This window comes from Desulfolithobacter sp. (assembly GCF_054025815.1).
On sequence record NZ_JBPMMS010000044.1, the window covers coordinates 21,560 to 47,730 of the forward strand.

Annotated in this window: 21 protein-coding genes; 9 read left to right on the forward strand and 12 right to left on the reverse strand. The window is 57.8% G+C overall.

Features of this window, described 5'->3' with window-relative positions:
• Nucleotides 1-81 precede the first annotated feature (81 nt).
• The 3 genes from ACXJJY_RS12530 to ACXJJY_RS12540 form a co-directional block, all read right to left on the reverse strand.
• Nucleotides 82-1,428 carry a class II 3-deoxy-7-phosphoheptulonate synthase gene (locus tag ACXJJY_RS12530; RefSeq protein WP_456388355.1) on the reverse strand — a complete coding sequence of 449 codons (1,347 nt, stop codon included), beginning with the start codon at nt 1,426-1,428 and terminating at the stop codon, nt 82-84.
• Nucleotides 1,429-1,604: 176 nt separating this feature from the next.
• Nucleotides 1,605-2,180 (reverse strand): type I restriction enzyme HsdR N-terminal domain-containing protein, encoded by a 576-nt coding sequence (locus ACXJJY_RS12535; RefSeq protein ID WP_456388357.1) that lies wholly within the window; start codon nt 2,178-2,180, stop codon nt 1,605-1,607.
• 81 nt (nt 2,181-2,261) lie between these two features.
• Entirely contained in the window at nt 2,262-3,158 is an 897-nt protein-coding gene (locus tag ACXJJY_RS12540; RefSeq protein WP_456388359.1) for a dihydropteroate synthase, read from the reverse strand.
• Nucleotides 3,159-3,342: 184 nt separating this feature from the next.
• Here ACXJJY_RS12540 and ACXJJY_RS12545 point away from each other — a divergent pair, with 184 nt between their 5' ends.
• The 3 genes from ACXJJY_RS12545 to ACXJJY_RS12555 are packed head-to-tail and all read left to right on the forward strand — an operon-like array spanning nt 3,343 to nt 9,107.
• On the forward strand, nt 3,343-4,791 hold the full coding sequence (locus ACXJJY_RS12545) for an efflux transporter outer membrane subunit (protein WP_456388361.1): 1,449 nt from the start codon (nt 3,343-3,345) through the stop codon (nt 4,789-4,791).
• A complete protein-coding gene (locus ACXJJY_RS12550) occupies nt 4,784-6,028 on the forward strand; it encodes an efflux RND transporter periplasmic adaptor subunit (RefSeq protein WP_456388363.1) in 1,245 nt (414 codons plus the stop codon). The genes ACXJJY_RS12545 and ACXJJY_RS12550 overlap by 8 nt, the downstream gene beginning before the upstream one ends.
• 31 nt (nt 6,029-6,059) lie before the next feature.
• Nucleotides 6,060-9,107, forward strand: a complete 3,048-nt coding sequence (locus ACXJJY_RS12555) for an efflux RND transporter permease subunit (protein ID WP_456388365.1) — start codon at nt 6,060-6,062, stop codon at nt 9,105-9,107.
• A 46-nt stretch (nt 9,108-9,153) separates the two neighbouring features.
• Here ACXJJY_RS12555 and ACXJJY_RS12560 read toward each other — a convergent pair whose 3' ends face one another.
• The gene (locus ACXJJY_RS12560; RefSeq protein ID WP_456388367.1) at nt 9,154-9,720 is read right to left on the reverse strand and encodes a nicotinate-nucleotide adenylyltransferase; all 567 of its coding nucleotides are present in this window, start codon (nt 9,718-9,720) and stop codon (nt 9,154-9,156) included.
• Complete coding sequence (locus tag ACXJJY_RS12565; RefSeq protein ID WP_456388369.1) at nt 9,720-11,054, reverse strand: BPG-independent phosphoglycerate mutase family protein; 1,335 nt, start codon at nt 11,052-11,054, stop codon at nt 9,720-9,722. The genes ACXJJY_RS12560 and ACXJJY_RS12565 overlap by 1 nt, the downstream gene beginning before the upstream one ends.
• Nucleotides 11,055-11,200: 146 nt before the next feature.
• Between ACXJJY_RS12565 and ACXJJY_RS12570 the strand changes: the two genes are divergently transcribed.
• Nucleotides 11,201-11,872 (forward strand): PHP domain-containing protein, encoded by a 672-nt coding sequence (locus ACXJJY_RS12570; protein ID WP_456388371.1) that lies wholly within the window; start codon nt 11,201-11,203, stop codon nt 11,870-11,872.
• Between the two features lie 14 nt (nt 11,873-11,886).
• On the opposite strand, the gene ACXJJY_RS12575 is transcribed toward ACXJJY_RS12570, so the two are convergent.
• The 5 genes from ACXJJY_RS12575 to ACXJJY_RS12595 all read right to left on the reverse strand — a co-directional run bounded on the left by ACXJJY_RS12575 (nt 11,887) and on the right by ACXJJY_RS12595 (nt 17,185).
• Complete coding sequence (locus ACXJJY_RS12575) at nt 11,887-13,422, reverse strand: ABC transporter ATP-binding protein (protein WP_456388524.1); 1,536 nt, start codon at nt 13,420-13,422, stop codon at nt 11,887-11,889.
• 41 nt (nt 13,423-13,463) lie between these two features.
• Entirely contained in the window at nt 13,464-13,949 is a 486-nt protein-coding gene (gene gpt / locus ACXJJY_RS12580) for a xanthine phosphoribosyltransferase (RefSeq protein WP_456388536.1), read from the reverse strand.
• Between the two features lie 177 nt (nt 13,950-14,126).
• A complete protein-coding gene (locus ACXJJY_RS12585; protein ID WP_456388538.1) occupies nt 14,127-15,047 on the reverse strand; it encodes an ABC transporter permease in 921 nt (306 codons plus the stop codon).
• Nucleotides 15,044-16,108: an ABC transporter permease gene (locus ACXJJY_RS12590; RefSeq protein WP_456388540.1), complete on the reverse strand. Its 1,065-nt coding sequence runs from the start codon at nt 16,106-16,108 to the stop codon at nt 15,044-15,046. The genes ACXJJY_RS12585 and ACXJJY_RS12590 overlap by 4 nt, the downstream gene beginning before the upstream one ends.
• Before the next feature lie 15 nt (nt 16,109-16,123).
• On the reverse strand, nt 16,124-17,185 hold the full coding sequence (locus tag ACXJJY_RS12595; protein ID WP_456388542.1) for a BMP family ABC transporter substrate-binding protein: 1,062 nt from the start codon (nt 17,183-17,185) through the stop codon (nt 16,124-16,126).
• Between the two features lie 477 nt (nt 17,186-17,662).
• On the opposite strand from ACXJJY_RS12595, the gene glpK reads away from it, so the two are divergent.
• The 5 genes from glpK to ACXJJY_RS12620 all read left to right on the forward strand — a co-directional run bounded on the left by glpK (nt 17,663) and on the right by ACXJJY_RS12620 (nt 23,508).
• On the forward strand, nt 17,663-19,177 hold the full coding sequence (glpK, locus tag ACXJJY_RS12600) for a glycerol kinase GlpK (RefSeq protein WP_456388544.1): 1,515 nt from the start codon (nt 17,663-17,665) through the stop codon (nt 19,175-19,177).
• Between the two features lie 168 nt (nt 19,178-19,345).
• Complete coding sequence (gene ugpB, locus ACXJJY_RS12605) at nt 19,346-20,629, forward strand: sn-glycerol-3-phosphate ABC transporter substrate-binding protein UgpB (protein WP_456388556.1); 1,284 nt, start codon at nt 19,346-19,348, stop codon at nt 20,627-20,629.
• Between the two features lie 65 nt (nt 20,630-20,694).
• Nucleotides 20,695-21,576 (forward strand): sn-glycerol-3-phosphate ABC transporter permease UgpA, encoded by an 882-nt coding sequence (ugpA, locus tag ACXJJY_RS12610; RefSeq protein WP_456388546.1) that lies wholly within the window; start codon nt 20,695-20,697, stop codon nt 21,574-21,576.
• Between the two features lie 2 nt (nt 21,577-21,578).
• Nucleotides 21,579-22,427 carry a sn-glycerol-3-phosphate ABC transporter permease UgpE gene (gene ugpE, locus ACXJJY_RS12615; protein ID WP_456388548.1) on the forward strand — a complete coding sequence of 283 codons (849 nt, stop codon included), beginning with the start codon at nt 21,579-21,581 and terminating at the stop codon, nt 22,425-22,427.
• A gap of 1 nt (nt 22,428) precedes the next feature.
• Entirely contained in the window at nt 22,429-23,508 is a 1,080-nt protein-coding gene (locus ACXJJY_RS12620; RefSeq protein WP_456388550.1) for a sn-glycerol-3-phosphate import ATP-binding protein UgpC, read from the forward strand.
• Between the two features lie 288 nt (nt 23,509-23,796).
• Here the strand turns inward: ACXJJY_RS12620 and istB are convergent, their stop codons facing one another.
• Both istB and istA read right to left on the reverse strand, forming a co-directional pair.
• Nucleotides 23,797-24,588: an IS21-like element helper ATPase IstB gene (gene istB, locus ACXJJY_RS12625; protein ID WP_456388552.1), complete on the reverse strand. Its 792-nt coding sequence runs from the start codon at nt 24,586-24,588 to the stop codon at nt 23,797-23,799.
• On the reverse strand, nt 24,585-26,081 hold the full coding sequence (gene istA, locus ACXJJY_RS12630) for an IS21 family transposase (protein ID WP_456388554.1): 1,497 nt from the start codon (nt 26,079-26,081) through the stop codon (nt 24,585-24,587). The genes istB and istA overlap by 4 nt, the downstream gene beginning before the upstream one ends.
• Nucleotides 26,082-26,171: the final 90 nt, after the last annotated feature.

Genomic DNA, 26,171 nt, shown 5'->3' on the forward strand with positions numbered 1-26,171 from the left:
TGGCGGGGGGTTATCGGCATGGGTCTGATCCGGAGCAAAACCGGTACCGGCAAAACCTTGTCCCGAACAGAAAACAGAGCGTCAACTGCGGATCATCTCCGCAATCTGGAAGGCCATTTCCAGGGACTGCTCGGCATTGAGACGCGGATCGCAGGTGGTGAGATAATTCTGGCCAAGCTGATCGTCGAGGAGCTGACGGGCACCACCGGTGCATTCTGTGACGTCGTCGCCGGTCAACTCGAAATGTACTCCGCCGGGAACCGTGCCCTCGGCCCAGTGGAGTTCGAAGAAACAGCGCAGCTCGGAGAGGATATCGTCAAAACTCCTGGTCTTATGACCCGAACTGGTCTTACGGATGTTTGCATGCATGGGGTCACAGCTCCAGACCACGTTGATCCCCTCTTTCTTGATCGCCCGCAGCAGCGGCGGCAGATGCTTTTCTATTTCCCTGGCTCCGAAACGGGTGATAAGGGTCATGCGGCCAGGCTCATTGTCAGGATTGAGCTTTTCGATGATGGCGAGAATCTCGTCAACATCATGCCTGGGTCCCACCTTCATGCCGATGGGGTTGAGAACCCCGCGGAGAAACTCGATGTGAGCCCCGTCGATCTGCCTGGTCCGGTCGCCGATCCACAACATATGGGCTGAACAGTCATACCAGCCGCCGGTGGTGGAATCCTCCCTGGTCAATGCTTCCTCGTAGCCAAGGAGCAGGGCCTCGTGGGAGGTAAAAAACTGGGCCTGGCGGAACTGCGGGGTGTCGGTGGGGATACCAATGGTCTGCATGAAGTTGATGGCCTGGCTGATCTGTTTGGCCAGCCGCTCGTAAGAACGTCCCATGGGCGACTGTTTGACAAACTCCTGGTTCCAGGCCTGAACCCGGTGCAGGGCGGCGAATCCACCCCTGGTAAAGGCCCGCAGCAGATTCAATGTCGAAGCCGCCAGGTAGTATCCTTTCAGCATGTTTTCGGGGTTTGGAATCCGTGCCTCAGGGGTCGGTTCCACCGAGTTGACCATGTCACCACGGTACGAGGGGATCTCCATGCCGTTGACCATCTCGGTGTCGCTGGAGCGCGGCTTGGCATACTGACCGGCGATACGGCCGACCTTGACCACCGGTTTGCCGCCGGCATAGGTCAAAATAACGGCCATCTGCAGTAGCACCTTCAGGGTCTCGCGGATATTGGGCGCCGTACAGCGGGCAAACTCTTCAGAACAGTCTCCTCCCTGGAGCAGAAACGCCTCTCCGGACGAAGCCTTGGCCAGCTGCGTCTTCAAGTCCCGGATCTCGCCGGCAAAAACCAGCGGCGGCAGGTTGGAGATGGCCTGCAGTACCTCGTCCACCTTGGCCTCGTCGGGCCAGTTGGGTTGCTGCAGGGCGGTGAAGTTGCGCCAGCTTGATTTGGTCCAGTCTGTTTTCTCTGTCATTTCACGGTCTCTTTTCGTATCTACGTTGTTTTATTTGAACCGGCATCGAGATGTTCGATGCACCCGTTCAGCAATTTGTTTGAAAACCACAAAGGACACGAAGGGCGTGGAATACTTTTCGTTCCGAGCTCTTCGTGTCCTTTGCGGCACCTGTTTCATTGCCACCGGCCAGCTTCTCATTTCCCGGCTTTCGGAGCCGGGCAGGACATCCCCCGGCAGCAGACCTGCAGGTCAAAGGCATTGAGGATCCGCTCTTCCTTTTCCCTCTTCTCTGGATCGGTAAAGGGTTCAAAGAGCAGTTCAGGCAGCATGGCCAGCAGTTGGTCCCGGGCCGGAATCCCTTCCATGCCCCTGGCCAGCACGGCGCCGGTGTGCGTGTCCAGGAGCTCGGCATCGCGGCCGTTTGTCACCACCGCCAGAGGTATCCGGCAGGCCGGATCCAGCAGCCGGGCCGCCGCCACGGCAGAGCGTTCCCGGGTGACCAGGGAACCCGGTCCATAGCGCAGGATCATGACCCTTTTCCCGTCAAGCCGAACCGTCAGGTCAATGGTCGATTTGACATAGGTCTTGTTGAAAACCGTCTCCAGGCTCAACCTTGGTTCCAGCTGGCCCGGTTCATAACCCTTTTCCTCGACCATGAACCGGGCCAACTGCTGGCGGATTCGTTCATCATCGGTATCGGTCAACTCTTCGCCGGTCAGATAATCGGTCAGGGTTCCATAGACAAGATGATGGCCGGGAATATCATTCATGGCCTTTCAAAAACCGGCAAGGGGCACCGTCTCCACGGGAGAACCGGCACCCCGGACATTCTGACCCTCCTGAACAGATACTTACAGCTCAAGCCAGGACTCGGAGAACACGGTCTGGCCGGACAGGGCCTTGTAGGTCTTGTAGTGCTCAAGGGCTGTACCTTCCAGGGTGGACGGGTCCGGATCGTTACCGTCCATCATCCCGTGGACCAGGTCCACCAGCTCCTGACGCTCTCCGCGGCAGATGGCCATCAGCTCCGAATCATAGGAGTTGACGATGGCGGTGGTGATCCCATACTTCATCAGCATGATCAGGTAGGTCCGATCCAGATACTTGCGCAGGTGCTCGGCCACCCCGTTGGAAACATTGGAGAGTCCGACCGTGGATCCGGCGCCCGGGGCAATATCGGGAAGCATCATCATGAATTCGAGCCCGGAAGCGATCTGGTCAGCCCCCAGGGTGATGGGCGTACCGATGGGATCAAAAAGGATCTTTTCGTTGGGGATACCGGCCTCGTTGAGGGCCATCATCAGGTCCACGGCCATCGCGGCGCGCTCATTGGAATCACGCGGCATGCCATCGGGTCCCCAGAGCAGGGCAATGACATCGCAACCAGCCTCGGCTGCCACCGGAATCAGGGCCTCCATCCGCTCAGGCTGGGCCGAGATGGAGTTCATGATGGCCTGGGTCTTGTTCTTGACCACCTTGAAACCTGCAGCCATGGCATCGGTATTGGTGGTATCAAGACAAAGCGGCGTATCGACTGCTTCCTGTACCGTCTCCACGACCCACGGCATAAGATCGGTGCCATCCTTGCGGGCCGGGCCGATATTGAGGTCAAGATAGCTGGCACCGGCATCGGTCTCCTCCCTGGCCATCTCCTGAATCGGGCCGGGATTACGTTCTTTCATGGCTCCACCGCTTCTCTTACCCATGATATTGATACTTTCCGCAATAGCCTTAACCGTCATTGCCATTTGTTTTCTCCTTTGTTAAAATCATAGTATGAATGCAATCCAATGGATGCTCTGCGCAAGCGGATATCTGAAACCTGATAATTTATCGTATTTTAGCGCAGTTGTCAATTGTCAAATTCCGGACTTTTCCGGCAACCCGCCCATTCGCGTCCTGTCCGGCCCAAGGCTTACGGCCATCTGATTCATGCCTCTGATCCGGCTTATTTCCCTTGTTTCCCTATGCCTGATCCTGGCCACCGGCTGCCGGAATCGCGGACCGGTTCCACCAGATCCCCTGGCTGGAATCCTGCCGGAACATTATTCCCGTAGCGGTGACGGCAGTCCGCCGTCGTCTCCCTGGTGGACAGACTTCAAGAGCCGGGAGCTGACCCGATTGATCCAGATGGCCCTGAGCGGAAACCTCGATCTCCAGGGTGCCTGGGCCCGCCTGAACCAGGCAAGAGCCCTTGCCAGAACGGCACGGTCACCCCTGTATCCCGATCTGCAGGTGTCGACAGGCGCGGCCCGGAACCAGGGAAGGGATCAGGCCGGAAACACCTGGACTACGGATTCTTTTTCCCTTGGGCTTACAGCTGGATATGAAATGGACCTGTGGGGACGGGTACGGGCCGACGCAGCCCGGGGCCGGCTTGAGGTCCAGGCCAGCCGGGCCGATATGGAAGCCATGGCCCTCAGCCTGAGCGGCCGGATCAGTGATCTGTGGATTGACCTGATTGCAGTCCTGCAGCAGGAAAAACTTCTGGAAAAACAGCTCCGTGTCAACCAGAAACTGCTTGAAGCAACCAGAACACGCTTTGCCGCGGGTCAGGCATCGGCCCGGGATATCTTTCTGCGGAGCCGGAACGTCAAATCCGTTGCCGGAGCACAGATCGCCCTGCAGGGCAGAAAAGAACTCCTGCAGAATCAACTGGCCCTGCTCGCTGGACAGCCGCCGGGCAGCATACCGGAGCTTGAACAGAAACAGTTTCCCGCCACCCCGCCCATCCCGGATCCAGGTCTTCCCGCCGATCTTCTTACCCGGCGTCCCGATGTACGGGCAGCGGCTCTGCGCCTGCAGGGTGCGACCTTGACGAATATTGCGGCAAAGGCCGGACGTTTGCCAAAGCTCCGGTTAAACGGTTCCCTGAACCTGAGTTCCCAGGCCATTCATACCCTGCTGGACTCCTGGTTGCTCAACCTGGCTGCTGAAATTGCGGCCCCTCTCTTTGATGGCTCCCGGCGTCAGGCTGAAGAGGAGAGAACCAGGGCCTTGATCGATGAGCATCTTGCCGCCTACCGGAGCACCGTGCTGGAGGCAATCCGGGAAGTGGAAGACGCCCTGAGCAGGGAACATGAGCTTCACCAGACCATACTAAACCTGGAAGCACAGCTACAACTCCTGGACATGGCCGACAAAGAAACTGTCTGGCGCTATCAAAACGGCCGGGAAGATGCACTGTCCGTCCTGAAGGCACGATCCGATACCATCAGCCTGCGACTCGATCTTGTCAGGGCCCGGGCTGACCGGCTCAAAACACGCATCGCTCTCTACAAAGCCCTGGGCGGAACCTGGACAGCCGATCCGGCACCCCGAAAAACCGTTCTCCAACCATCCGCCGGCAGACAACAACTGCAAAAAACAACATATGACTGATTCCCGAACAAATCCATCTCCAGACCCGATTTTGCCGGATACACCCACCCCGAAACGGACAACCTGGCAAAAAGCCCTGGCGCTGTGCATCATCCTTGGCCTGCTGGCTGCCGGTCTCATGGCTTCCAGGTATATTCTCCACTCCCGGCCTGCCATAAAACGGAACCCGCCGGAAAAAATGCAGCTTCCGGTACAGGTATTGTCCCTGTACCGGATGGACACGCAGCCAATTGTCCAGGCCATGGGCACAGTCATTCCCTCGAGGGAGCTGGCTGTGATGTCCCAGGTCACAGGTATTGTCCGGACTGTGCACCCAAACCTGGTACCGGGCGGCAGGATTCGGGCCGGCGATATTCTCGTGGCAATTGATGACCGCGATTACCAGCTGGCCCTGGAACGGAGCACCCACAACCTGGAAAAGGTCCGTATGGATCTGCGCCTGGAAGAAGGGAGCCAGGCTGTTGCCAGGAGGGAATTTGAACTTATCCGGGAACATGATACTCCTGTACCGTTCAAAGCACCCGCGGACCTGATCCTGCGCAAACCGCAGCTTGCCAAAGCCAGGGCCGCCCTGGCCGCGGCTGAAACCGATGTGGCCCGGGCCCGGCTGGACCTTGAACGAACCAGGATCAGGGCCCCGTTCAACGCCGTGGTCCTCGAGCGCAATGTAACCGTGGGCAGCCTGGTCTCACCCCAGACCACTGTGGCCAGGCTGGCCGCCACCGACACATTCTGGGTCAGACTGGCCGTACCGCACTCGGCACTTCAGGCCATCGATCTACCCCGGGGCGACGAACCCGGTGCACCCGTGGCATTACGGGATGCCGCCGACCCCAAAGGGCCTCAAGTCCAGGGACGAATACTCAGGATGCTGGGCGACATAGACCCGGCAGGAATCATGGCCAGGCTGATCGTGGAAGTGACCACCCCACTGCAGGGCACTCCGCCACTGCTTCTTGAACAACCGGTCCAGGCATTGATCACCGGCAGGACCCTGAAAAACTGCTTTCGCCTGCCCAGAACCGCTGTCCGCCTCGACAACACGGTACTGCTTGCCGATCAGGACAACCGGCTCATCATCCGCCATATAGAACCGGTCTGGCGCGATGCGAACTGGGTTTATGTCCAGGACGGCCTCCACGAGGGCGACCGGTTGATTGTTTCGCCGGTAGCCGCCCCCGTGGAAGGCATCACCCTTTCCATTATCCCTGAGTCAGCTTCCCCTGCCAATGGTTGATACCTTCCGCAACAGAGGCCCTATTGGCTGGATGGCAAAGAATCCTGTGGCCGCCAACTGCCTCATGCTGTTTTTTCTGCTGGGTGGCCTTTTATGGGGGACCAGGATCAAGCAGGAGGTCTTCCCCGAGTTCACCATTCCCGAGGTGATCATCCAGGTGGTCTACCCCGGGGCCAGTCCGCAGGAGGTGGAGCAGGCTATCATCCTGCCGGTGGAAGAGGCAATCAGGGGCGTGGAAGGCATAGCCGAAATACGCAGCTCGGCCCTGGAGGGACTGGGTACCGTAAGGGTGGAAGCCCTGCTCGACACCGATACGGAACAGCTGGCCCTTGATATAAAAAACGAAATCGACCGAATCGCCTCTTTTCCGGAAGAAGCGGAAAATCCGCAGGTTTCCGTGCCGCTGCGGCGTCACTCCGTCATCTCCGTGGTTCTTTATGGCAACCTGGAACATAAGGTTTTGCGGGAGACAGCGGAAATGGTGCAGGACCAGCTCCTCAGAGATCCGATTATTTCCCAGACAGAAATAATCGGTTCAAGGCCCCTGGAGATAAGTATCGATATCAGTCAGGACACGCTGCGGGCCTATGGTCTGACCCTGGAAGAAATCAGCGCAAAAATCCGCCAGACCTCGCTCGATATCCCCGGCGGGACGATTAAAACCCAAAGCGGCCAGATACAACTCCGGCTCAGGGAGCGCCGTCAGATCGGTAAGGAGTTTGCCTCCATCCCCATCCGCACCGCTGGTGATGGCACGTCGTTGCTCCTTGGCGATATTGCCACCATTCGCGACAGTTTCGAAGATACCGACGCCTGGATGACCTATAATCGGCTGCCGGCGGTCGGGATTGAGGTCTACCGGGTGGGAAATCAGGGGCCCATCGAGATTGCCGCTACGGTGCGGGCCCATGTTGCCAGGCTGCAGGGGGTCCTGCCCGAATCCATCCATGTGGCCGCAGTGGATGACCGCTCCGAAGTGTACAGACAACGGCTGAACCTGCTTTTGAAAAACGGTTACCTCGGTTTGCTGCTGGTCTTTGTCCTGCTGGGGATCTTCCTTGAGCCACGTCTGGCCTTCTGGGTCACCATGGGCATTCCGGTTTCCTTTCTCGGCTCGCTTCTGTTTCTGCCGTTCTTTGATGTGTCCATCAATATGGTGTCGCTGTTCGCCTTTATTGTGTCGCTCGGTATCGTGGTCGACGACACCATCATCATCGGTGAAAACGTGTACCGGCTGCGGCAACAGGGATACTCTTCTCTGAAGGCGGCCATACTCGCTGCCCGTGAGATGGCTGCACCTGTCACCTTTTCCGTGCTCACCAACATCATCACCTTCATGCCGCTCTATTTTATTCCCGGAGTCATGGGCAAGATATTCCGCGCCATTCCGGTGGTGGTTGTGGTGGTGTTTACCATCTCGCTGATAGAGGCTCTCTTTGTCCTGCCGGCCCACCTGGCCCATCCCGGAACCATATCCTGTTCCCCGCTGGACCGGGTGGCCCGCTGGCAGCAGCGGTTGAGCAGGGCCATCTCCCGGACCATAACCCGCCGCTTTCCTCTTCTGCTTACCCTGGCCTTGCGCTACCGCTATGTCAGTGTGGCCACCGGTATTATCGTGCTGATGTGCACGGCAGCCCTGGTGGGCAGCGGCCGCATGGGCATGACCATGTTCCCCAGGGTGGAGTCAGACAAGGCGTATGTCTCGGTCACCTTGCCGGTCGGCGTGCCGGACGGGCACGTCAGAACAACGGTCAACCGTCTCACGGACGCCGCCCGGACAGTCATGATCGATAACGGTGGCGCGCAGCTTGTCCGCGGTATTCTCGCCGAGGCGGACGGCAACCGGATCCGGGTCAAGGTGTATCTGCAGCCTCCGGATATCCGTCCAGTCTCCACCAGCGATTTTGTCAAAAAATGGCGCCGGGCCGTAGGCCCTCTTCCCGGCGTGGAGTCCATCCAGTTCAAGTCCAACTTCGGCGGGCCGGGCTCAGGAGCGGCCCTGACCATTGAACTTCAGCACCGTGACAGCAGAGCGCTTGAGCAGGCGGGCCGGGACCTGGCGGGCGCCCTGGCCACCTACCCCATGGTGAGTGACATTGACGATGGTTTTCAGGCAGGACGGGAGCAGTTTGATTTTCAGCTGCGGCCGGTGGCCTGGCGCCTGGGCCTGACCCCGGACCAGGTGGCCCGGCAGATCCGGGCAGCCTACTGGGGCGTTGAGGTGACCCGCCAACTTCGGGGCCAGAATGAACTCAAGATCATGGTCCGCCTCAGCGAGATGGAACGTGGATCGCTCCACTCGCTGGAGCAGCTTATTCTGCGGACAGCCTCGGGTGTCGAAGTACCGCTTTCTGAAGTGGTCTCATTCACTCCCGGTCGTGGTTATACCGAAATACAGCGCCGTGATGGCCACCGAACCATACAGGTCACCGCCGATGTCACACCGGCGTCCCGGGCTGATCAGATCAGTGACGACCTGAAAGAAGATATCCTGCCCGCTCTGGTCAAGCGCTATCCGGGGCTCGCCTTCAGCTTTGAAGGAAAACAGGCTGACAGAAAAAAATCCATGAAGGCCCTCGGTCAGGGCATGATGGTGGCCCTTGTCCTGGTCTACGTTCTGCTGTCCGTAGCCTTTGGCAGCTATGTGCAGCCGGCCATCATCATGAGCGCCATACCCTTTGGCATTGTCGGCGCCGTGGCCGGCCACCTGCTCATGGGCTACAGCCTCTCCATAGTCTCCTTTTTCGGAGTAGTGGCTCTCTCCGGGGTGGTGGTCAACGATTCCCTGGTCCTCATCGACCTGGCCAACCGCAAGATCCGCCAGGGACAGACAGCCTATGCGGCGGTGATCAACAGTGCTGTTTCCCGCTTCCGTCCCATCATTCTCACTACACTGACCACCTTCTTCGGCCTCCTGCCCATGATTTTCGAGACCTCCCGCCAGGCCCGCTTCCTCGTTCCCATGGCCATATCACTGGGGTTCGGCATCCTGTTTGCCACGGCCATCACCCTGGTCCTGGTCCCTTCGCTCTTTCTCATTTTCGAAGATGTCAAACAAATTTTCAGCCGGAAAACCTGATTCGTCCGACCGACCTGCCGCGACAGGGGCCTCCGGATGAGATCGATCAATCGGTTTTGGCCAGTCTGCACCGGATGTTGAATGTTTCCAGCAGGGAGACCACAGCAGGTGGAACCAGGTGGGTCCACTCTTCTCCGGCCGCAATACGGCGACGAATTTCCGTTGAGCTCAGGCCTTTTTCTTCCCGGGAACGACGCCAGAGAACCTCGGTTGCAAGACCCAGTTCCGTAAACATGGAGAGCTTTTTCTCTCCCCAGGAGTCATAAATGGTCAGATAAAAAACCGCATCCATGGGCACATAATACCGATACAGTTCGGGAAAATTGACTGGAAACGGAACCACCGAATACTCATCGGCCCGCAACCCGGCGCCGGCCAGGGCAGCCCGGACCATCAGGTAGCGTTCGTAATAGGTGAGCGGATTGGCCTCAGGGCTGCTTCTGGCACTATCTGCCTCGTCTTTCCGGGTCAAGGTTGGATCAGGGTTTGAAACACCCACCACCAGGTGTTCACACCGCTCTATACCGGCCAGCAGATACACCAGGTGGTCGTTATGCAGCACCTGGAAACGCCCGTGGATGAAACCGACAGGGGCAACGGTCCTTTTTCCCATCAAATATCTCCCTTGTCGATTCTGAAAGGTATCCGGTTACCGGGCCAGTACGGCCGGTCTGCCGGGTTATCCATCAACCCCTGGAGCTTGGCCCGGTCCAGCCAGTTCAAAACACAGTACATGAAATCCTGCCCCAGAAGCAGGCCCAGGGCCCCGCCGGCGCAGTGTATCTCATCAAAACTTTGCACCAGGTCCCGACGAATCCCGGGGCCGATGGCCATGACGGGTACCGGCTCACCGGAATGAATAAGGGGTCCTGCGCTGGGGGTGGAGTGGTCACCAGTTACCACCACCATGGTTTCGCCATCAAGGAGACTGTCCAGCACCAGGCCAAGCCCCCGGTCCAGGTCCTCGATCACCGCCACCTTGTTAAGGGGGTTTTTCGTGTGCGCGGCCTGATCAGGAGCCTTTGTGTGGACGTGAAAAAAATCGTACCGCTCCCTGTGATCGACAACCCATTGAAGCCGCGCGTAAAGATCCATCCCGGGCCTGGCCGTATCGTCCACCCGATGCGCATCCAGGCCGATAAAGCGTGCCAGGCCCCGGTACATGGGGCCGGAAGCGATGGAAACCCCCTGAAGCCCCCAGCGAAGCGAAAATGGTTCCACCCGCTTCCAGCGTCCAGGCCGCTGGGTCACCAGCCCGTTTACGGGAACCTGTCCTTTCTCTTTTCTGGCCAGGTTCACAGGATGGACGTCAAGAATACGCTTGCACCACAGCAGATAAGATTTCAAAGCCCGGGCGGTACGGGCGGCCCGGGGTCCTCCTGTCCGCAGAGGTTGAACCTCGACGAGCGGCTCACCTTCGGCAAAACAGTGACTGTCCGTTATATGGGGCGAGACCGGGCCGCTGAGCAGCAGAACGCCGTCCAGGTGGCCGGTCTGTACATAGCGAAACGAGATCTGATCCGAGCGAAACGACGCAACAGCTTCGGTTACCAGGGCAGCCTCTTCATCGCTTGTCTCGGGCCGGTCCTTTTCCAGAAGCAAAAGATTGTCGCTCTCGCGCAGGGCGGCAAAATGCGCCAACAGAGCCACTTCTTCCGGTGCGATCTCTATTTCAGCTCCCAGGGCCTCCAGGAATCCGCGGCCGGGAAACTCGTCGTCCGCATAGCCAAAAATGGCGAAATGGGCATTTTCACTGGGCAAAGCCCGGCCGGGACGGCTGGCATGAAAAAGGCCATTGGCACCCATGGCGGCAAGACGGTCCAGGTTGGGTGTGCTGGCCGCCTGCAGTGGAGTTACACCGTTTAACCCTGCATGGGCACGATCACCCAGGCCATCGAGGAGAATCAGAATGCAACGGCGGGCAACGGGGGAACTGGTCAAGGACATGAATGATGTTCATCAGGCCGCAAAACAACCAGGTACGGAGCCAGCGGCGGCAAAAGAAAGACGGACGGAAGTCGAGACCCGGTTATGGCCGGATGTCCCATCCATACCGGCAATCGCTCCTGCCATCGGAATATCCGATGACAATCATGGCAAACATTAAAATTATCAGTTTGACTTTTACCTGTCATTATAACATGGTTCAGCTCATGAAATTTGACATTCATGTTCATACCACACTGTCAAAATGCAGTCAATTGACGCTGGCCGATATCCTTGCCAGGGCTCAAGTCCAGGGGCTTGACGGGGTCTGTATCACCGATCACGATACCATGGCTGTTCGGCATCAGCTCCATGAAGGTATCCAGGAAAACGGTCTCTGTGTTATTTTCGGCATGGAATATACCACTGCTGAAGGAGATTTTCTCCTGTTCGGGCCCTATGAGAAATTGAAGCCCGGGCTGCCGGCCAAGCTTGTGTTGCGTCACGTTGCAGATACCGGTGGTGTTGCCGTGGCGGCCCATCCGTTCCGGACCGGACGTCCCACAAGTGAAGATCTCATTCGCCACAGGTGGTGTCGTATTGTGGAAGGGATCAACGGAAGGAACAGCTTTCTTGAAAACCAGGCCGTTCTACGCTGGAAGCAACGCTTTGGCGTGAATCTGGTGGGCGGCAGCGATGCCCACGCCCCTGCCGAGCTGGGCAGGGTCCCCACGAAGCTGCTCACGCCTGTCACCACGAGATCTGAGTTCATCCAGGTCCTCAGGCAGGGAGCTTACCATCAGGTCCGGCCCCGGGAACTGTCCTGCCTGGCAGCCTGACGGGTGAGAGAACCTCAGGGCAAAGGGAGCGACTTTGCCTGTTCATCCTCCTGCGGGCTGGCACGCACCCCGGCCATGAACTCTCCAATCCGGCCAATCATCTCCTGATCGTCGGCGTCAAACAGAGCCATAATCTTTCCTTCAAACATCACCGCAATCCGGTCGGACAACTCCAAAGCCTCTCCCAGATCGCCGGTGACCAGAAGAATTCCCGCCGCCTCCCTGGCGCCAAGCAAAAGTTTCCACACCTCTTCGATGGCGCCGATATCAAGGCCCTGGGTGGGCTGTTCAGCGACAATAAGTCGCGGCAGTCGATAGAACTCGCGGGCCAGGACCATTTTCTGCAGGTTACCGCCGGACAGCTGCCGGGCCCGAAGGGTGGGGTCGGGAGGCTGGACATTGAACTCGCCAAGCAGGGTCCTGCATTTTTTCCGGGCCTGCTCCCGGTGCAGCCACGGACCGGAACAGAAGCCATGACGGGTGGTAAGCAAAAAATTATCCACCAGGTCCATGGTGATACAGGTCGCCAAACCCCGCCGGTCCTCGGGAATCCAGGACAATCCCTTGCGCCACGGCCGATCACGGTAGAATTCCTGCCAGTCCCGGCCAAGGATTCTGACCGAACCCCTGCCCGGCCGCCGCAGGCCGCAGACCGTCTCCACCAGCTCCCGCTGGCCGTTGCCAGCCACTCCGACCACCCCAAGCACTTCACCGTGCCGAACCTCGAGACTGATATTTTCGAGGAAGTCGTCACCCAGTTCCTCGACCCGCAGCACCACCTGGTGCAATTCCACGGGCCTGCGTGCGATATTGAGCAGAACCTCGCGGCCCACCATGCGCCGGGCCAACTCGGCCGGAGAAGCAACTTCGGTGGCCTCCACCTCGTCCACCACTTCACCCTTGCGCAGAATCGCGATCTCGTCGGCCACCGACATCACTTCGTCAAGCTTGTGACTGATAAAGACAATGGACCGGCCCTGGGCCGCCAAGCGCCGAAAAGACCGGAAAAGATGTTCGGTTTCCTGCGGGGTGAGCACCGCTGTCGGCTCATCGAAGATAAGTACCCGGCTGCCGCGCTGGAGCAGCTTGAGAATCTCCACCCGCTGCCGTTCCCCCATGGAAAGATCGGAAATCATGGCCCGGGGATCCACCGGCAGCCCCACGGAGTCGCCCAGCTCGGCCACGGCATCATACATGGCGGACGGACGAAGGAAAAAGGATTCTTCCTGACCCAGAAAGACATTCTCGGCCACTGTCATCGCTTCAACCAGCATGAAATGCTGATACACCATCCCGATGGAGGCCTTGATCGCGTCCCGGGCCGAGGAGAAACGGACCGGATCTCCATCCACCCGTATCAGCCCGCCATCAGGACGCAACCGACCTGCCAGGATGGACATGAGGGTGGACTTACCGGCCCCGTTTTCACCAAGCAGAGCCTTGATTCGTCCCGGCCTTATGGCAAGTGAAATATTCCGGTTGACCTGTACACTGCCAAAAAATTTTGTAATATGTTCAAGCGTTATGGATGGAGTATGTCCATCTTTCATGTCATGCCATCCCTGGAGAATGATCTACCTGCCGTCTTGACTCAGTCCCGGTGCCCGACAATGGGTTTGACAAACTGGGACTCCGCATCCCAGGGAAAGAGGATCCAGGTACTCTGGCTCACCTCGGTGACATAGGTATCAACCAGCGGTTTGCCGGCAGGCTTGGCATAGACCGTAGAAAAATGCGCCCTGGGAAGCATTTTCCTGACCACGTCGGCGGTCCTGCCGGTATCCACAAGATCGTCGACAATGAGCCATCCGGTGCCGTCATGGTCAACCGACTTGAGGACCTCGAGCTCGCCTTTCTGGTCCTGCCAGTCATAGGATGCGACGCAGACGGTATCCACGACCCGGATATCCAGCTCCCGGGCAATAATGGCCGCCGGAACCAGCCCGCCTCTGGTGATAGCGATGATTCCTTCAAAAAAATCCATTTCGAGCAGTTTCCATGCCAGGGCCCTGGAATCACGGTGCAGTTGATCCCAGGATATGGGATAGGTCTGGGTGTAGCGTGATTTTTCACTCATCAATAGTGCCTCGCAACATTTTTTGATGGCCTGTCTCGGGGATGATGGGCTCGCAAGAAGCCCGATACACCTCAACATTGGCCGGGAATGGACAGGGAAGCCGGACCACCGGAAATTCGCTATGGAGACTCTGTGATTTCACCGCTCCTATAATCGCTCGCCGGTAGCGGTAGCGCTCTATTCCCGGGGTTCCAGGTTGACCCCCAGAGATGCCGGGGCCCTCGTGCCCTGGCCCCGTACATAAGCCAGAATCAACACCAGGACCGTCAGAACATAAGGCAGCATAAGCAGCAGCGAAGAAGGCAGAGCCGTCCCCATGGCCTGAAGCCGGAACTGAAAGGCCATGACACCGCCAAAAAGGTACGCCCCCAGCAAGGCCCGGCCCGGTTTCCAGAATGCGAAAATCACCAGGCCCACAGCTATCCAGCCCCGGCCCGCGGTAATGTTGGTCGCCCAGAGGTGAGTATAGGCCAGGGAGAGATAGCTGCCCCCAAGGCCGCCGAGAAAGCCGCCGGCTAAAATACCGCCCCAACGGTAGGCCAGCACATTGATACCCGCGGCTTCGGCTGCCTCCGGATTCTCGCCGGCGGCCCGCAAGCGCATTCCCCAGCGGGTATACAGAAAAAAATACCACAAAACAGGAATCAGCAGATAGGAGCCATAGACCAGGATGTCCTGACGAAAAAAAATCGGACCAACCAGGGGCAGCGAGGCAAGCCCCTGGATCTCCAGGGGATAGAATCCAGGGGCCTGCAAACCAACGAACGAAGCGCCGAAATAGTTGCCCATGCCGGTACCGAGGATAGCGAGCGCCAACCCGGAAACCACCTGATTGCCAAGAAAATTCAGACAAACCAGACCATGCAGTCCGGCCAGCAGGGCCCCGGAGGCGCCACCGGCCAGCAATGCCAGCCAGGGGTCGCCAAATGCCCGGGAGGTTATAAAAGCCACCAGGGCTCCGACAAACATAATGCCTTCGACCCCAAGGTTGAGTACACCGGAGCGCTCGGTGAATATTTCACCCAGGGTTGCATAGAGAATAGGGGTCCCGGACTGGACCGCGGCGGCCAACAGGGCAACGACAATCTCCATGTTCATGACTGACCTCGCCTGCGCACCCTGTAGTCAATGAAAAAACTGCCTGCCAGCACCGTGAGCAGGATCAAGCCCTCGATGATCGAGCCAAAGGCAGCCGGGACCATGAGCTCAAGTTGCAGGTTCTCGGTTCCCACCCGCAATCCTGCCAACATAAAAGACGCAACCGCTATGGCCAGGGGGTTGAGCCTGGCCAGCCAGGCCACAACAATGGCGGTATAACCATAACCGGCCATGATCGACGGCTGGAGACGGTTCAGGTTGGCCGAGACCTCGATACAGGCGGCCCAGCCAGCCAGACCACCGGACAGCCCCATAACCAGATAAACAAGAAAATTGCAGGGCATACCGGCATACCTGGCGGCTCGTACATTTTCACCGCAGGCGGCAAGCTCGAACCCAAGCCTGGTAAAACGAAAGAAAACCCACACGGCGATTCCGGCCGCAAAACAGATCAGAATGCCCCAGTTCAACCTCGTAGCGCCGATCATGGGAATGATGGCGTTGTCGGTAAAAGTCGGGGTCATGGGGAAGCCGAAGCTGACCGGATCCTTCCAGGCACCGTAAACGAGATATTCCAAAAACAGGATAGCTATGTAATTGAACATCAGAGTGACGATGATCTCGTTGACCTGCCAGCGCAACCTGAAGAAAGCGGGAACAAGACCCCACACCGCCCCGGCCCCGAACGAGACCAGTCCCATGAGGGGCAGAAGCAGATACCATGGAAGGCCTGGGAAAGTCAGAGCGGCCCAGGTGGCACCGATCGCGCCCATTGCGTACTGCCCTTCGGCGCCGATATTCCATATCTGGAGCCGAAAGGCAATTCCCACCCCCAGAGAGCAGAGAAAGATGGGGATCGCCTTGGCAAGAGAGTCTTCCAGTGCCCAGCGGGAACCGAAAGCCGACTGCAGCAACACCCGCATACCCTCCACCGGAGGTGTACCGCGCAGGGCGAGAATGGCGCCGGAAAAAAGCAGGGCCAGGGCCACCGCCACCAGAACAACAAAGGCGGAATAAAAGCCCAGCGGCTTTTCCCGCCTCTGTATAGAAAAACCTAACATGAAACTCGGAACCGGCTACTCCACTGTTCCAACAACACCCTCGACAAACCAGGTCATACCGAGCAGGTCCTTGTCAGCGGCCTTCCGGCCCGCCGGAACACGTACTTTTCCCCCCTGATCCCTGACCGGGCCGACAAAAACATCGGTACGACCCGATTTGAGCCCCTCCTTCATTTCCAGTACCCGATTCCGGATCTCTTCCGGCACCATGGGGGCGAACGGTGCGATATCGACAATACCGGTTTCAATACCGGGCCAGAAGGAACCGGTTTTCCAGGTATGATTCTGAACTTTTTTCACAATCTCCAAGTAAAACGGCGCCCAATTCCATATGGCTGCGGTCAAATGCGATTTTGGGGCGAACTTGGACATGTCGGAATTATAGCCGATTGAATAAACACCCTTTTCCTGAGCGGCTTCCTGGACAGACGGAGAATCCTGGTGCTGGGTCAGCACATCGGCACCGACGTCGAGCAGACTTTTGGCCGCTTCTTTTTCCGTGACCGGATCGTACCAGCTCTTGGTCCAGACCACCCGCACCTGGGCCCTGGGGTTGACAGCCCGGGCACCAAGGGTAAAGGCATTGATACCGCGGATAACTTCAGGAATGGGGAAGGCGGCCACATAACCGATGACGTTTGATTTGGTCATGGCGCCGGCCACCATGCCGGTCAGGTAGCGGGCCTGATACATCCTTCCGAAATAATTACCCATGTTGGGAGCGGTCTTGAAACCGGAGCAGTGCATGAACACCGTGTCCGGGAACCGCCTGGCCACTTTGAGCATGGGGTCCATGTAACCGTAACTGGTGGCAAAGATCAGATCATAACCCTTTCGCGCCATGTTCAGTATGACCCGTTCGGAGTCCGGGCCTTCCTTGACAGATTCCACGTAGGAGGTCGTGACCCCGGGTATTTTTTCCACCGCCTGGCGACCCAGATCGTGGGCATAGGACCAGCCCGTATCACCGATGGGCGAAACATAAATAAAACCCACCTGCATCTCCCTGGCCTCAAGGGCCTGGCCTCCACAGAGCATGGCCACTGCCAGCGTTACCAACATCACCAGTCTACGCATTGTTCTTCCTCCGGTAGAAAAACTGTTTTTTTGCTTCCCATGGTTCACGCTCAGACGCGGAAATCCATCCACGTCACGCCCATAAAGACCGTCCTGGAAAGCGCCATATTAGGACAGGAAAAAGAGTTCTGTCAACTCTTTAGAACGAGCATCCGGACACGAAAGACCGAATCAATGCCAATGGTTTGAAACAATGGTGATTTTAGCAACCATAATCGATAGATCCCCCCTGGTCCCCGGTGTTCTAAAAAATCATGGGGTGATTTTGTTGCACATCCCACGAATCTACGATACTGTTTTCGTATTGAGGTATTGTGAAAGTTCCGCCTCTTTCACTTGAAACCTGCCGCCGCATTCTGATTCCGACCTTTTTCAGGACAACAGAACACCTGGCCGGTTTCGGTACCCTCTCGCCTCTCCGGGACGCGGAAACCTTGCACCAGAATCGTTTATCGAACCGACCCAGGAGCACAGATCATGAACCCACACATCCTCGCCATTGACCAGGGTACCACATCCGGACGAGCCATTGTCTTTGACCGCAACCTGGAAATCATCGGTACCGCCCAGCAGGAGTTTCCACAGCATTATCCTGCTTCGGGCTGGGTTGAGCATGAGCCGGACGACCTCTGGCAGACCACCATCGCCACCTGTCACGAGGTCCTGAAAAAAACCGGGTTGACCGGGGCGGACATTGCCGCCATCGGCATCACCAACCAGCGGGAGACCACGATAGTCTGGGACCGGGAAACAGGTCGTCCCCTCCACAGGGCCATCGTCTGGCAGGACCGCCGGACAAGTGATCTCTGCGATGCCCTGAAAAACGATGGCCATGAAGAGCTGGTGGTCTCAAAAAGCGGCCTTCTCCCGGATCCCTATTTTTCCGCCACCAAGATAGCCTGGATCCTGGATCACGTGGACGGAGCCAGGGACAGGGCAGCCAGGGGTCAACTGGCTTTCGGCACCGTGGACACCTTTCTCCTCTGGAAGCTCACCGATGGCCGGGTGCATGCCACCGATGCCACCAACGCCTCCCGGACCATGCTGTATAACATCCATACCGGTGAATGGGACCAGGAACTGCTGGATCTGTTTGCCATACCCGGATCCATTCTTCCTGAGGTACTTGACTGCGCCGCTGACTTCGGCACCACGGATCCCGACCTGCTCGGCCACCCCATCCCCATCACTGGAATTGCCGGTGACCAGCAGGCCGCCCTGGTGGGCCAGGCCTGTTTCGAGCCCGGGATGCTCAAGTCGACCTACGGCACCGGCTGCTTTGCCATGCTCAACACCGGCAACCAGCCGGTCCGCTCCACCAACCGGTTGCTGACCACCATCGGTTTTCAGCTCGGCGGCCGGCCCACCTACGCCCTGGAAGGCTCGATCTTCATTGCCGGAGCCGCTGTCCAGTGGCTGCGCGACAGTCTTGGTATCATCGGGAGTGCAGCCGAAACAGGCACCCTGGCCCGCCAGGCCGATGAACGCCAGAATGTCTACCTGGTGCCGGCGTTCACCGGCCTTGGGGCACCCTACTGGGATGCGGAAAGCCGGGGCGCCATGTTTGGCCTGACCCGCTCCACCGGTCCGGCAGAGTTTGCCCGGGCGGCCCTGGAATCAGTCTGTTACCAGACCCGGGACCTGCTGGAGGCCATGGGCCGCGACTGGAACGCAATGGTTGACCGCAAAACCGTACTCCGGGTGGATGGTGGCATGGTGGCCTCGGACTGGACTATGCAGTTCCTTGCCGATATCCTCAACGCCCCGGTGGACCGGCCGCGAATCCTTGAAACCACAGCCCTTGGCGCCGCCTACCTTGCCGGCCTGCAGGCGGGAATCTGCCCTGAGCCGGACCGCTTCGCAGCCTCGTGGGAACAGGACCACCGCTTTCTCCCCTCCCTGGACAAAACCACCCGGAGGGCAAAATACAGGGGCTGGCAGGACGCGGTCCGGAGAACGCTTGGCCGCATCCAAGATACCACAGCACCATGAAATATTATTTTTTCATTAGAATCAACATGTTGTGATGAAATATCCAGAAAAGTCGTGTACCCTGGCCGCTGAAAAAAATCCTGCGGTCCTGCAACCCACCTGATCAACAGCAACAGAAAGGAGTCAACCATGCGAAAATCCGCCAAAACCTTTTTCCTGAGTCTGGCCATGGCCACAGTGGTTACCGGAATTCAGGCTGGAAACAGCTGGGCTGTGACTGAGATTCAGTGGTGGCACGCCATGGGCGGTGTCAACGGTGAACGGGTCAACAAGATAGCCAGTGACTTCAACGCCACACAGAACGAATACAAGGTCGTGCCGGTCTACAAGGGTAATTACACCGAAACCATGACTGCGGCCATAGCCGCCTTCCGGGCGCACAAACAGCCCCATATTGTCCAGGTCTTCGAGGTCGGTACCGCCACCATGATGGCAGCCCGGGGGGCAGTATATCCTGTGGAACAGATGATGAAGGATGCCGGTGAACAATTTGATAAATCAGGGTTTCTTCCAGCCGTGATCAGTTATTATCAAACCCCTGAGGGCGAATTGCTCTCCATGCCTTTCAACAGCTCCACGCCGGTTCTTTGGTACAACAAGGACGCCTTCAGGAAGGCTGGTATCACCGAGCCGCCAAAAACCTGGCCCGAGATGGAAACCGCCTCACAGAAACTCCTGGACGCCGGATATAAATGCGGCTTTTCCTTTGGCTGGCAGTCCTGGGTCATGGTGGAGAACTTCAGTGCCTGGCATAACCTGCCCATGGGTACCAGGGAAAACGGCTTTGCCGGCCTGGACACCGAATTCACCTTCAACAACAAGCATGTCAAGCGGATGATGGCCGATGTGGGCCGCTGGCAGCAGAGCAAAATCTTCCAGTACGGTGGCCGCCGCGGCGACTCCCTGCCCATGTTCACCAACGGCGAGTGCGGCATGTGGCTCAACTCCTCGGCCTATTACGGCGGAATCAAGAAGCAGGCCAGGTTCGAGTTCGGCCAGGCCATGCTGCCCTATTATCCCGACATCATCGACTCTCCGCAAAACTCCATCATCGGTGGTGCCACCCTCTGGGTTCTCAAAGGGCATCCCAAAAACGACTACAAGGGTGTGGCCAGGTTCATGAGCTATCTTTCCTCGCCCGATGTCCAGGCCTGGTGGCACCAGGAGACCGGGTACGTACCGATCACCACCGCGGCCTATGAGCTGAGCAGAAAGCAGGGCTTCTACGAGAAAAACCCGGGGACCGACACGGCCATCAAGCAACTGAGCCTCAACACCCCCACCCCCAACTCCCGCGGACTTCGTTTCGGCAACTACGTCCAGGTACGCGACATCATCAACGAGGAGATGGAAGCGATCTGGAACGGAACCAAGACAGCCTCCCAGGCCATGGATGACGCGGTCAAGCGCGGCAACAAACTGCTGCGCAAATTCGAAAAAGCCAACCGCTGATTCCCAAAGCCCTGGAACACGACGATGGATGAGGGCCGTCTCCCTTCCATCGTCGTCCTCTGCCCATGATCAAACGCACCCATTTCAAACCATCGGTCCTGCCGTATCTGCTCGTCGCGCCCCAGGTGCTGATTACCCTGGTGTTCTTCATCTGGCCGGCGAGCCAGGCGCTCTATCAGTCCATGCTGGTGGAGGATCCCTTTGGCCTGAAGACCGAGTTCGTCTGGTTTGAAAACTTTGTCCAGCTCTTTGGGGACGACATCTATTTCAACTCGTTTCTGCGAACCATTGTCTTCTCTTCGCTTGTGGCCGGGCTCTCGCTCAGTATCGCCCTTATCCTCGCCGCCATGGCCGATCATGTGGTCCGGGGAACCACTGTTTACCGTACGCTTCTCATCTGGCCCTATGCCGTGGCTCCTGCGGTGGCCGGGGCGCTGTGGATGTTTCTCTTTGACCCGACGCTCGGCATCGTCTCCTACATGCTGCATGGAATCGGCTACGACTGGAATTACCGTTTAAACGGCAACCAGGCCATGGCGCTCATCGTGCTGGCCGCGTCCTGGAAACAGATCAGCTATAATTTTCTCTTTTTTCTCGCCGGAATGCAGGCCATCCCCAGGTCCCTGATCGAAGCCGCGGCCATTGACGGAGCCGGTCCGGCAAGGCGGTTCTGGACCATCATCTTCCCCCTGATCTCTCCGACCACCTTTTTTCTCCTGGTCATGAACATTGTCTACGCCTTTTTCGACACCTTCGGCATTGTCCATGCCGTGACCAAGGGTGGTCCGGCCAAGGCCACCGAAATCCTGGTCTACAAAGTGTACAACGACGGCTTCATAGGCCTTGACCTGGGCGGCTCGGCGGCTCAGTCGGTCATCCTTATGGTGATTGTCATCGGCCTGACCGTCATCCAGTTCCGCTACATAGAGCGCAAGGTGGAGTATTAGCCATGATCGAACGCCGTCCCCTGATCGGCTGGATGAGCCATATCGTACTTCTGCTCGGGATTCTGGTGGTCGCCTTCCCCATCTGGGTAACCTTTGTCGCCGCCAGTCACGACGCGGTGCGCATGACCCAGGTACCCCTGCCCCTGTGGCCCGGCGACCAGTTCTTCCACAACCTCCGGGAAACCTTTGTCCAGGGCGTGGGCAACGCCCGGGAACAGTCGGTGGGGCTTATGCTCGTAAACAGCCTGATCATGGCCCTGATGATCGCGGTGGGCAAGATCATCATCTCGCTCCTGTCCGCCTTTGCCATTGTCTATTTCCGCTTCCCCATGCGCATGGCCTTTTTCTGGATGATATTCATCACCCTGATGCTGCCGGTGGAGGTCCGTATCCTGCCCACCTTCGAAGTGGTTGCCAACCTGGGTATGCTCAACAACTACTGGGGCCTGACCGTGCCGCTCATCGCCTCTGCCACAGCCACCTTCATGTTCCGGCAGGTTTTTCTCACCGTGCCCGACGAGCTTCTCGAGGCCGCCCGCATCGACGGGGCCGGACCCATGCGCTTTTTCATGGATATCCTCCTGCCCATCTCGCGTACCAACATAGCCGCCCTGTTCGTCATCCTCTTTATTTACGGCTGGAACCAGTATCTCTGGCCCCTGCTGATCACCACCGACAAGTCGATGTACACCATTGTCATGGGCATCAAGCAGATGCTCGAAGCGGCCGAAGAATCGCCCCAATGGCATCTGATCATGATGACCACCCTTCTGGCAATGCTGCCGCCGGTCATGGTCGTGGTCGGGATGCAGAAACTGTTCATCAAGGGACTCACCGAAACGGAGAAATAAATTGGCCCGGGTAGTATTTGATAAGGTAACCAAAAGATATGGTGACACTGAGGTCATCCACAACATCGACACCGCCATCGACAATGGCGAGTTCACGGTCATTGTCGGCCCGTCCGGGTGCGGCAAGTCCACCCTGCTGAGAATGATCGCAGGGCTGGAGGACATCACCAGCGGTACCATCTCCATAGACGGCCGGGTTGTCAACGACCTGGAGCCCAAAGACCGGGACATCGCCATGGTATTCCAGAACTATGCCCTCTATCCGCACATGACCGTGTTCAACAACATGGCCTACGGACTCAAGCTCAGAAAATTCAGCCGGGAAGAGATCAAAACACGGGTGGACCAGGCTGCAAAGCTGCTCCAGCTTGAAGGGCTGCTCCAGCGCAAACCACGCCAGCTCTCAGGCGGTCAGCGCCAGCGGGTGGCCATGGGCCGCTGCATCGTCCGCGAACCCAAAGTCTTTCTCTTTGATGAGCCGCTTTCCAACCTGGACGCCAAGCTGCGGGTCCAGATGCGCCTGGAACTGCGCAAACTCCACAAACGACTCAGGGTAACCTCGATTTACGTGACCCATGACCAGGTGGAGGCCATGACGCTCGGTGACCGGCTCATTGTCATCAATAACGGCTATGCCGAACAGATCGGCTCCCCCCTTGAAATCTACCAGCGACCTGCCACCCGGTTCGTGGCTGGCTTCATTGGTTCACCGGCCATGAATTTCCTCGACAGCCGGCTGTCCGGCGACGGTCGATCCGCTACTCTGGCCGGTGGACTCCATCTTCCACTAGAGCTGAAAAATCTCCAGACCAGGGGTGGCCGGGAGGTGACTGTCGGCATCCGGCCTGAACATTTCAGGCTCACCGGCCAGGAGCAGGCTACCCTGCCGCTCAGGGTGGATCACTCCGAGTTTCTCGGGGCCGACACCATGATCTACGGCCGCCTGCCCGATAACGACCTCCTCGTCACCGCCCGGTTGCCAGGAACCCATTACGCAGACACCGAATCCATCCTGCCGCTCACCGTGGCCCCTGAACATATCCACCTCTATGAAAAAAAAACCGGCAGGCGCCTTGAATAGCGCACTGCCGGTTAAACCCTGATCAACCTGAATTCCGGAAAATTATTCCGTAAATGCGGACTAACTGGGCAAAAATTCTGTTTTCCGATCAATCTTTCTGTTTCTCCGTCTCAAAAATGGTAATGACAACCTAAAAATGACCACCCGTGCTAACCCAATTTTGACCACCCTGAGATTTGATTAAAGATGTCCAATTCTCGGCTTCAGGATGTACTGCAGGGAGCCCGCAGGGCGACCGGAAGTACAGCCTGAAGCCGGATGGCTTCCACGTTTGTTTTCGTTACCTTGTCACGATACTGTTTGTGCCGGGTGCTTCTGTTCCTGTGGGACACCCTTGCCTTCAAGACTCTGCTTCAGGCGGTAACTCTCCCAGTTGCAGTTGATGATCCTGGCCTTGTGGGTCAGTCGGTCCAGCAGGGCCGCTGTCATGGCCTGGTCGCCAAAGACCAGGGTCCAGTCGGCAAAGCCGAGGTTGCTGGTGATCATCACCGATCCCTTTTCATACCGTTCGGCAAGAACCTGGAAGAGCAGCTCCGCGCCTTCCCTGGAAAAAGGAATGTAGCCCAGTTCGTCCAGGATCAGGAGGTCATACCGGCTATACCGTTTCAGCAGCCGCTGCAGGTCGCGTTCCTCCAGGGCCTCGATCAGTTCATTGACCAGACCGTAGCAGGTCACAAAACGGGTCCGGTAATTGTTTTTGCAGGCCTCCAGACCAAGCGCCGTTGCCATGTGGGTCTTGCCGGTACCGCTCTTGCCAAGAAAAATCACATTCCGGCGCTCCCGGATGTACTCGCAGCTGGCCAACTCTCTGAACAGCCTGATATCCAGTTCCGGTGCGGCGGACAGGTCAAAGGTTTCCAGCGGCTTAATCAGCGGGAACCGGGCCTCGCGGACCCTGCGTTTGAGCCTGTTGGCGGCACGGAAGGCTATTTCCAACCGGGTCAAATCAACAAGCAGCTCGTCATAGCCGACGCCGGCTTCCATGGCCTGGCGCAGACAGGGTTCCAGTTCCCGGGCCATGGCCGACAACTTCAGGTCTTTCAGGTTGGCTTTGAGCTCAAACAGCACGGTCTCGTTCATTGCACACCTCCCAGCTGACCATATTGGCTGATATCGGTGGGTGCGATGGATTCCCAGCCATCCAGAGGACATGTTTCCACCCTGGGTTCATTGGCATAAATAAGCAGGTGGCGGACAGCTTCACTGGAACTGAGACCCTGCTCAAGTGCCAGTTCCACGGCTGCTTCAACCTCGGAGTTCCTGTACTGACGGTGCAGCATCAGGACCGTTATGAAATCCTTGATACCCCTGGTCTCCCCCTGGGAATCCTGGAAGCGCTGCAAAAGACCCTCGTAGCTGCCAGGCCAGACAGCCCGCCACTGGCGCATGGGACGCGCGCTTTCAAAGGCCATGGGCCGCTGCTGCAGTAGATCCAGGTAATGATCAGGGTTCAGCTGCCACTTGTTGTTGCCGTACACCCGCTCATGCTCGGCAAGTTTTTTGTTCTTCAAAGAGATGGCGACCCGGTCTACACCAAGCAGGACGGTGACCTCCTGCCCGACATAGCGAGTCGGAACAGAATAGCGGTTCTTGTTCTTATCCACAATAACCGTCCCGAACTTGTCCACCTTGCCGGTCAGGCACAGATGGTTACTGAAAACCTGCTCCGGAAGCCTGAGCAGATGCTCTTTCTCCGCAGTAAACAGTTCCTCCACCGTATGCTCACGACCGGAGATGGTGTGTCCGCCATAGGCCTCGCAATGTTCCTGCAGCCGCCGGTTCAGTTCCTCAAAGCTTTTCACCCTGGGGATCGGGACCAGGTAGTTACGACGGCAAAAACCGACCAGTCCCTCAACCCCGCCTTTTTCATTACCCGCAGCAGGGTTGGTAAAGCGGGCCTCGAAGCTATGGTAGGCACGGAACTTGGTGAAGGACTCCTGCTCGATTCGATTACGCCCCTGCAAGACCTTGCGAACCGCCGTGGTCAGGTTGTCGTAAATCAGGACAGGAAATATCCCGCCAAAAAACTGGAACCCATGCAGGTGGGCGTCAAAAAAAGCCTGCTGCCGTTCGCACGGGTAGGCGCGGACAAAATGCTTGCCCGAATACTTGGATCGCATGCAGAATATCTTGACCGTCTGCCTCGTCCCGTCAATTTCAACCGTGGCAGTACCCCAGTCGATCTCGGCCTCAACACCGGCCTCAGGGTCGCAGGGAATAAACGCCCCGGGACGATCAAGACCCAGCTTGATCTTCGCCATACTTACATAACGCCGGACCGTTGACTCGCCACCACCGTAGTCATGTTCGGCGACCAGGCGATGGTAGATACGCCGCGCAGTGTGGCGCTGCTTTTTAGGAACTTCACGGTCTGTTGACAGCCAGCCGTCAATGATCTCTATATACGGACCCAAAACCGGAAACGGCTGCTTCTGACGTTCGCGGTATCCCCAAGGCTCCCCACGCAATGCTTTCTTCACTGTGTTGCGCGAATGTCCCGTCATCCTGGCCAACTCGCTGATGTTCTTGTCATAGACCCGATGGGCCGTCCGGATAAATTCATATTGATCCATTGTGAGCAACTCCTCTCCTCCCCCTGGTTATGGTTTTTTACCCTACCATAACACCGGGACGATTCTGTGCTCAGGGTGGTCAATTTTCGG

Excerpts from the sequence above, each read along its gene's own strand:
- ACXJJY_RS12560 (WP_456388367.1), bottom strand. The coding sequence starts at position 9,720 with ATGGGAAAAAGGACCGTTGCCCCTGTCGGTTTCATCCACGGGCGTTTC.
- istB (WP_456388552.1), bottom strand. The coding sequence starts at position 24,588 with ATGAACGAGACCGTGCTGTTTGAGCTCAAAGCCAACCTGAAAGACCTG.
- ACXJJY_RS12530 (WP_456388355.1), bottom strand. The coding sequence starts at position 1,428 with ATGACAGAGAAAACAGACTGGACCAAATCAAGCTGGCGCAACTTCACC.
- ACXJJY_RS12595 (WP_456388542.1), bottom strand. The coding sequence starts at position 17,185 with ATGCGTAGACTGGTGATGTTGGTAACGCTGGCAGTGGCCATGCTCTGT.
- ugpE (WP_456388548.1), top strand. The coding sequence starts at position 21,579 with ATGATCGAACGCCGTCCCCTGATCGGCTGGATGAGCCATATCGTACTT.
- ACXJJY_RS12585 (WP_456388538.1), bottom strand. The coding sequence starts at position 15,047 with ATGAACATGGAGATTGTCGTTGCCCTGTTGGCCGCCGCGGTCCAGTCC.
- ACXJJY_RS12540 (WP_456388359.1), bottom strand. The coding sequence starts at position 3,158 with ATGGCAATGACGGTTAAGGCTATTGCGGAAAGTATCAATATCATGGGT.
- ACXJJY_RS12555 (WP_456388365.1), top strand. The coding sequence starts at position 6,060 with ATGGCAAAGAATCCTGTGGCCGCCAACTGCCTCATGCTGTTTTTTCTG.
- ugpB (WP_456388556.1), top strand. The coding sequence starts at position 19,346 with ATGGCCACAGTGGTTACCGGAATTCAGGCTGGAAACAGCTGGGCTGTG.
- ACXJJY_RS12535 (WP_456388357.1), bottom strand. The coding sequence starts at position 2,180 with ATGAATGATATTCCCGGCCATCATCTTGTCTATGGAACCCTGACCGAT.
- ACXJJY_RS12550 (WP_456388363.1), top strand. The coding sequence starts at position 4,784 with ATGACTGATTCCCGAACAAATCCATCTCCAGACCCGATTTTGCCGGAT.
- gpt (WP_456388536.1), bottom strand. The coding sequence starts at position 13,949 with ATGAGTGAAAAATCACGCTACACCCAGACCTATCCCATATCCTGGGAT.
- ACXJJY_RS12545 (WP_456388361.1), top strand. The coding sequence starts at position 3,343 with ATGCCTCTGATCCGGCTTATTTCCCTTGTTTCCCTATGCCTGATCCTG.
- ACXJJY_RS12570 (WP_456388371.1), top strand. The coding sequence starts at position 11,201 with ATGGCAAACATTAAAATTATCAGTTTGACTTTTACCTGTCATTATAAC.
- glpK (WP_456388544.1), top strand. The coding sequence starts at position 17,663 with ATGAACCCACACATCCTCGCCATTGACCAGGGTACCACATCCGGACGA.
- ACXJJY_RS12575 (WP_456388524.1), bottom strand. The coding sequence starts at position 13,422 with ATGAAAGATGGACATACTCCATCCATAACGCTTGAACATATTACAAAA.
- ACXJJY_RS12590 (WP_456388540.1), bottom strand. The coding sequence starts at position 16,108 with ATGTTAGGTTTTTCTATACAGAGGCGGGAAAAGCCGCTGGGCTTTTAT.
- ACXJJY_RS12565 (WP_456388369.1), bottom strand. The coding sequence starts at position 11,054 with ATGTCCTTGACCAGTTCCCCCGTTGCCCGCCGTTGCATTCTGATTCTC.
- istA (WP_456388554.1), bottom strand. The coding sequence starts at position 26,081 with ATGGATCAATATGAATTTATCCGGACGGCCCATCGGGTCTATGACAAG.
- ugpA (WP_456388546.1), top strand. The coding sequence starts at position 20,695 with ATGATCAAACGCACCCATTTCAAACCATCGGTCCTGCCGTATCTGCTC.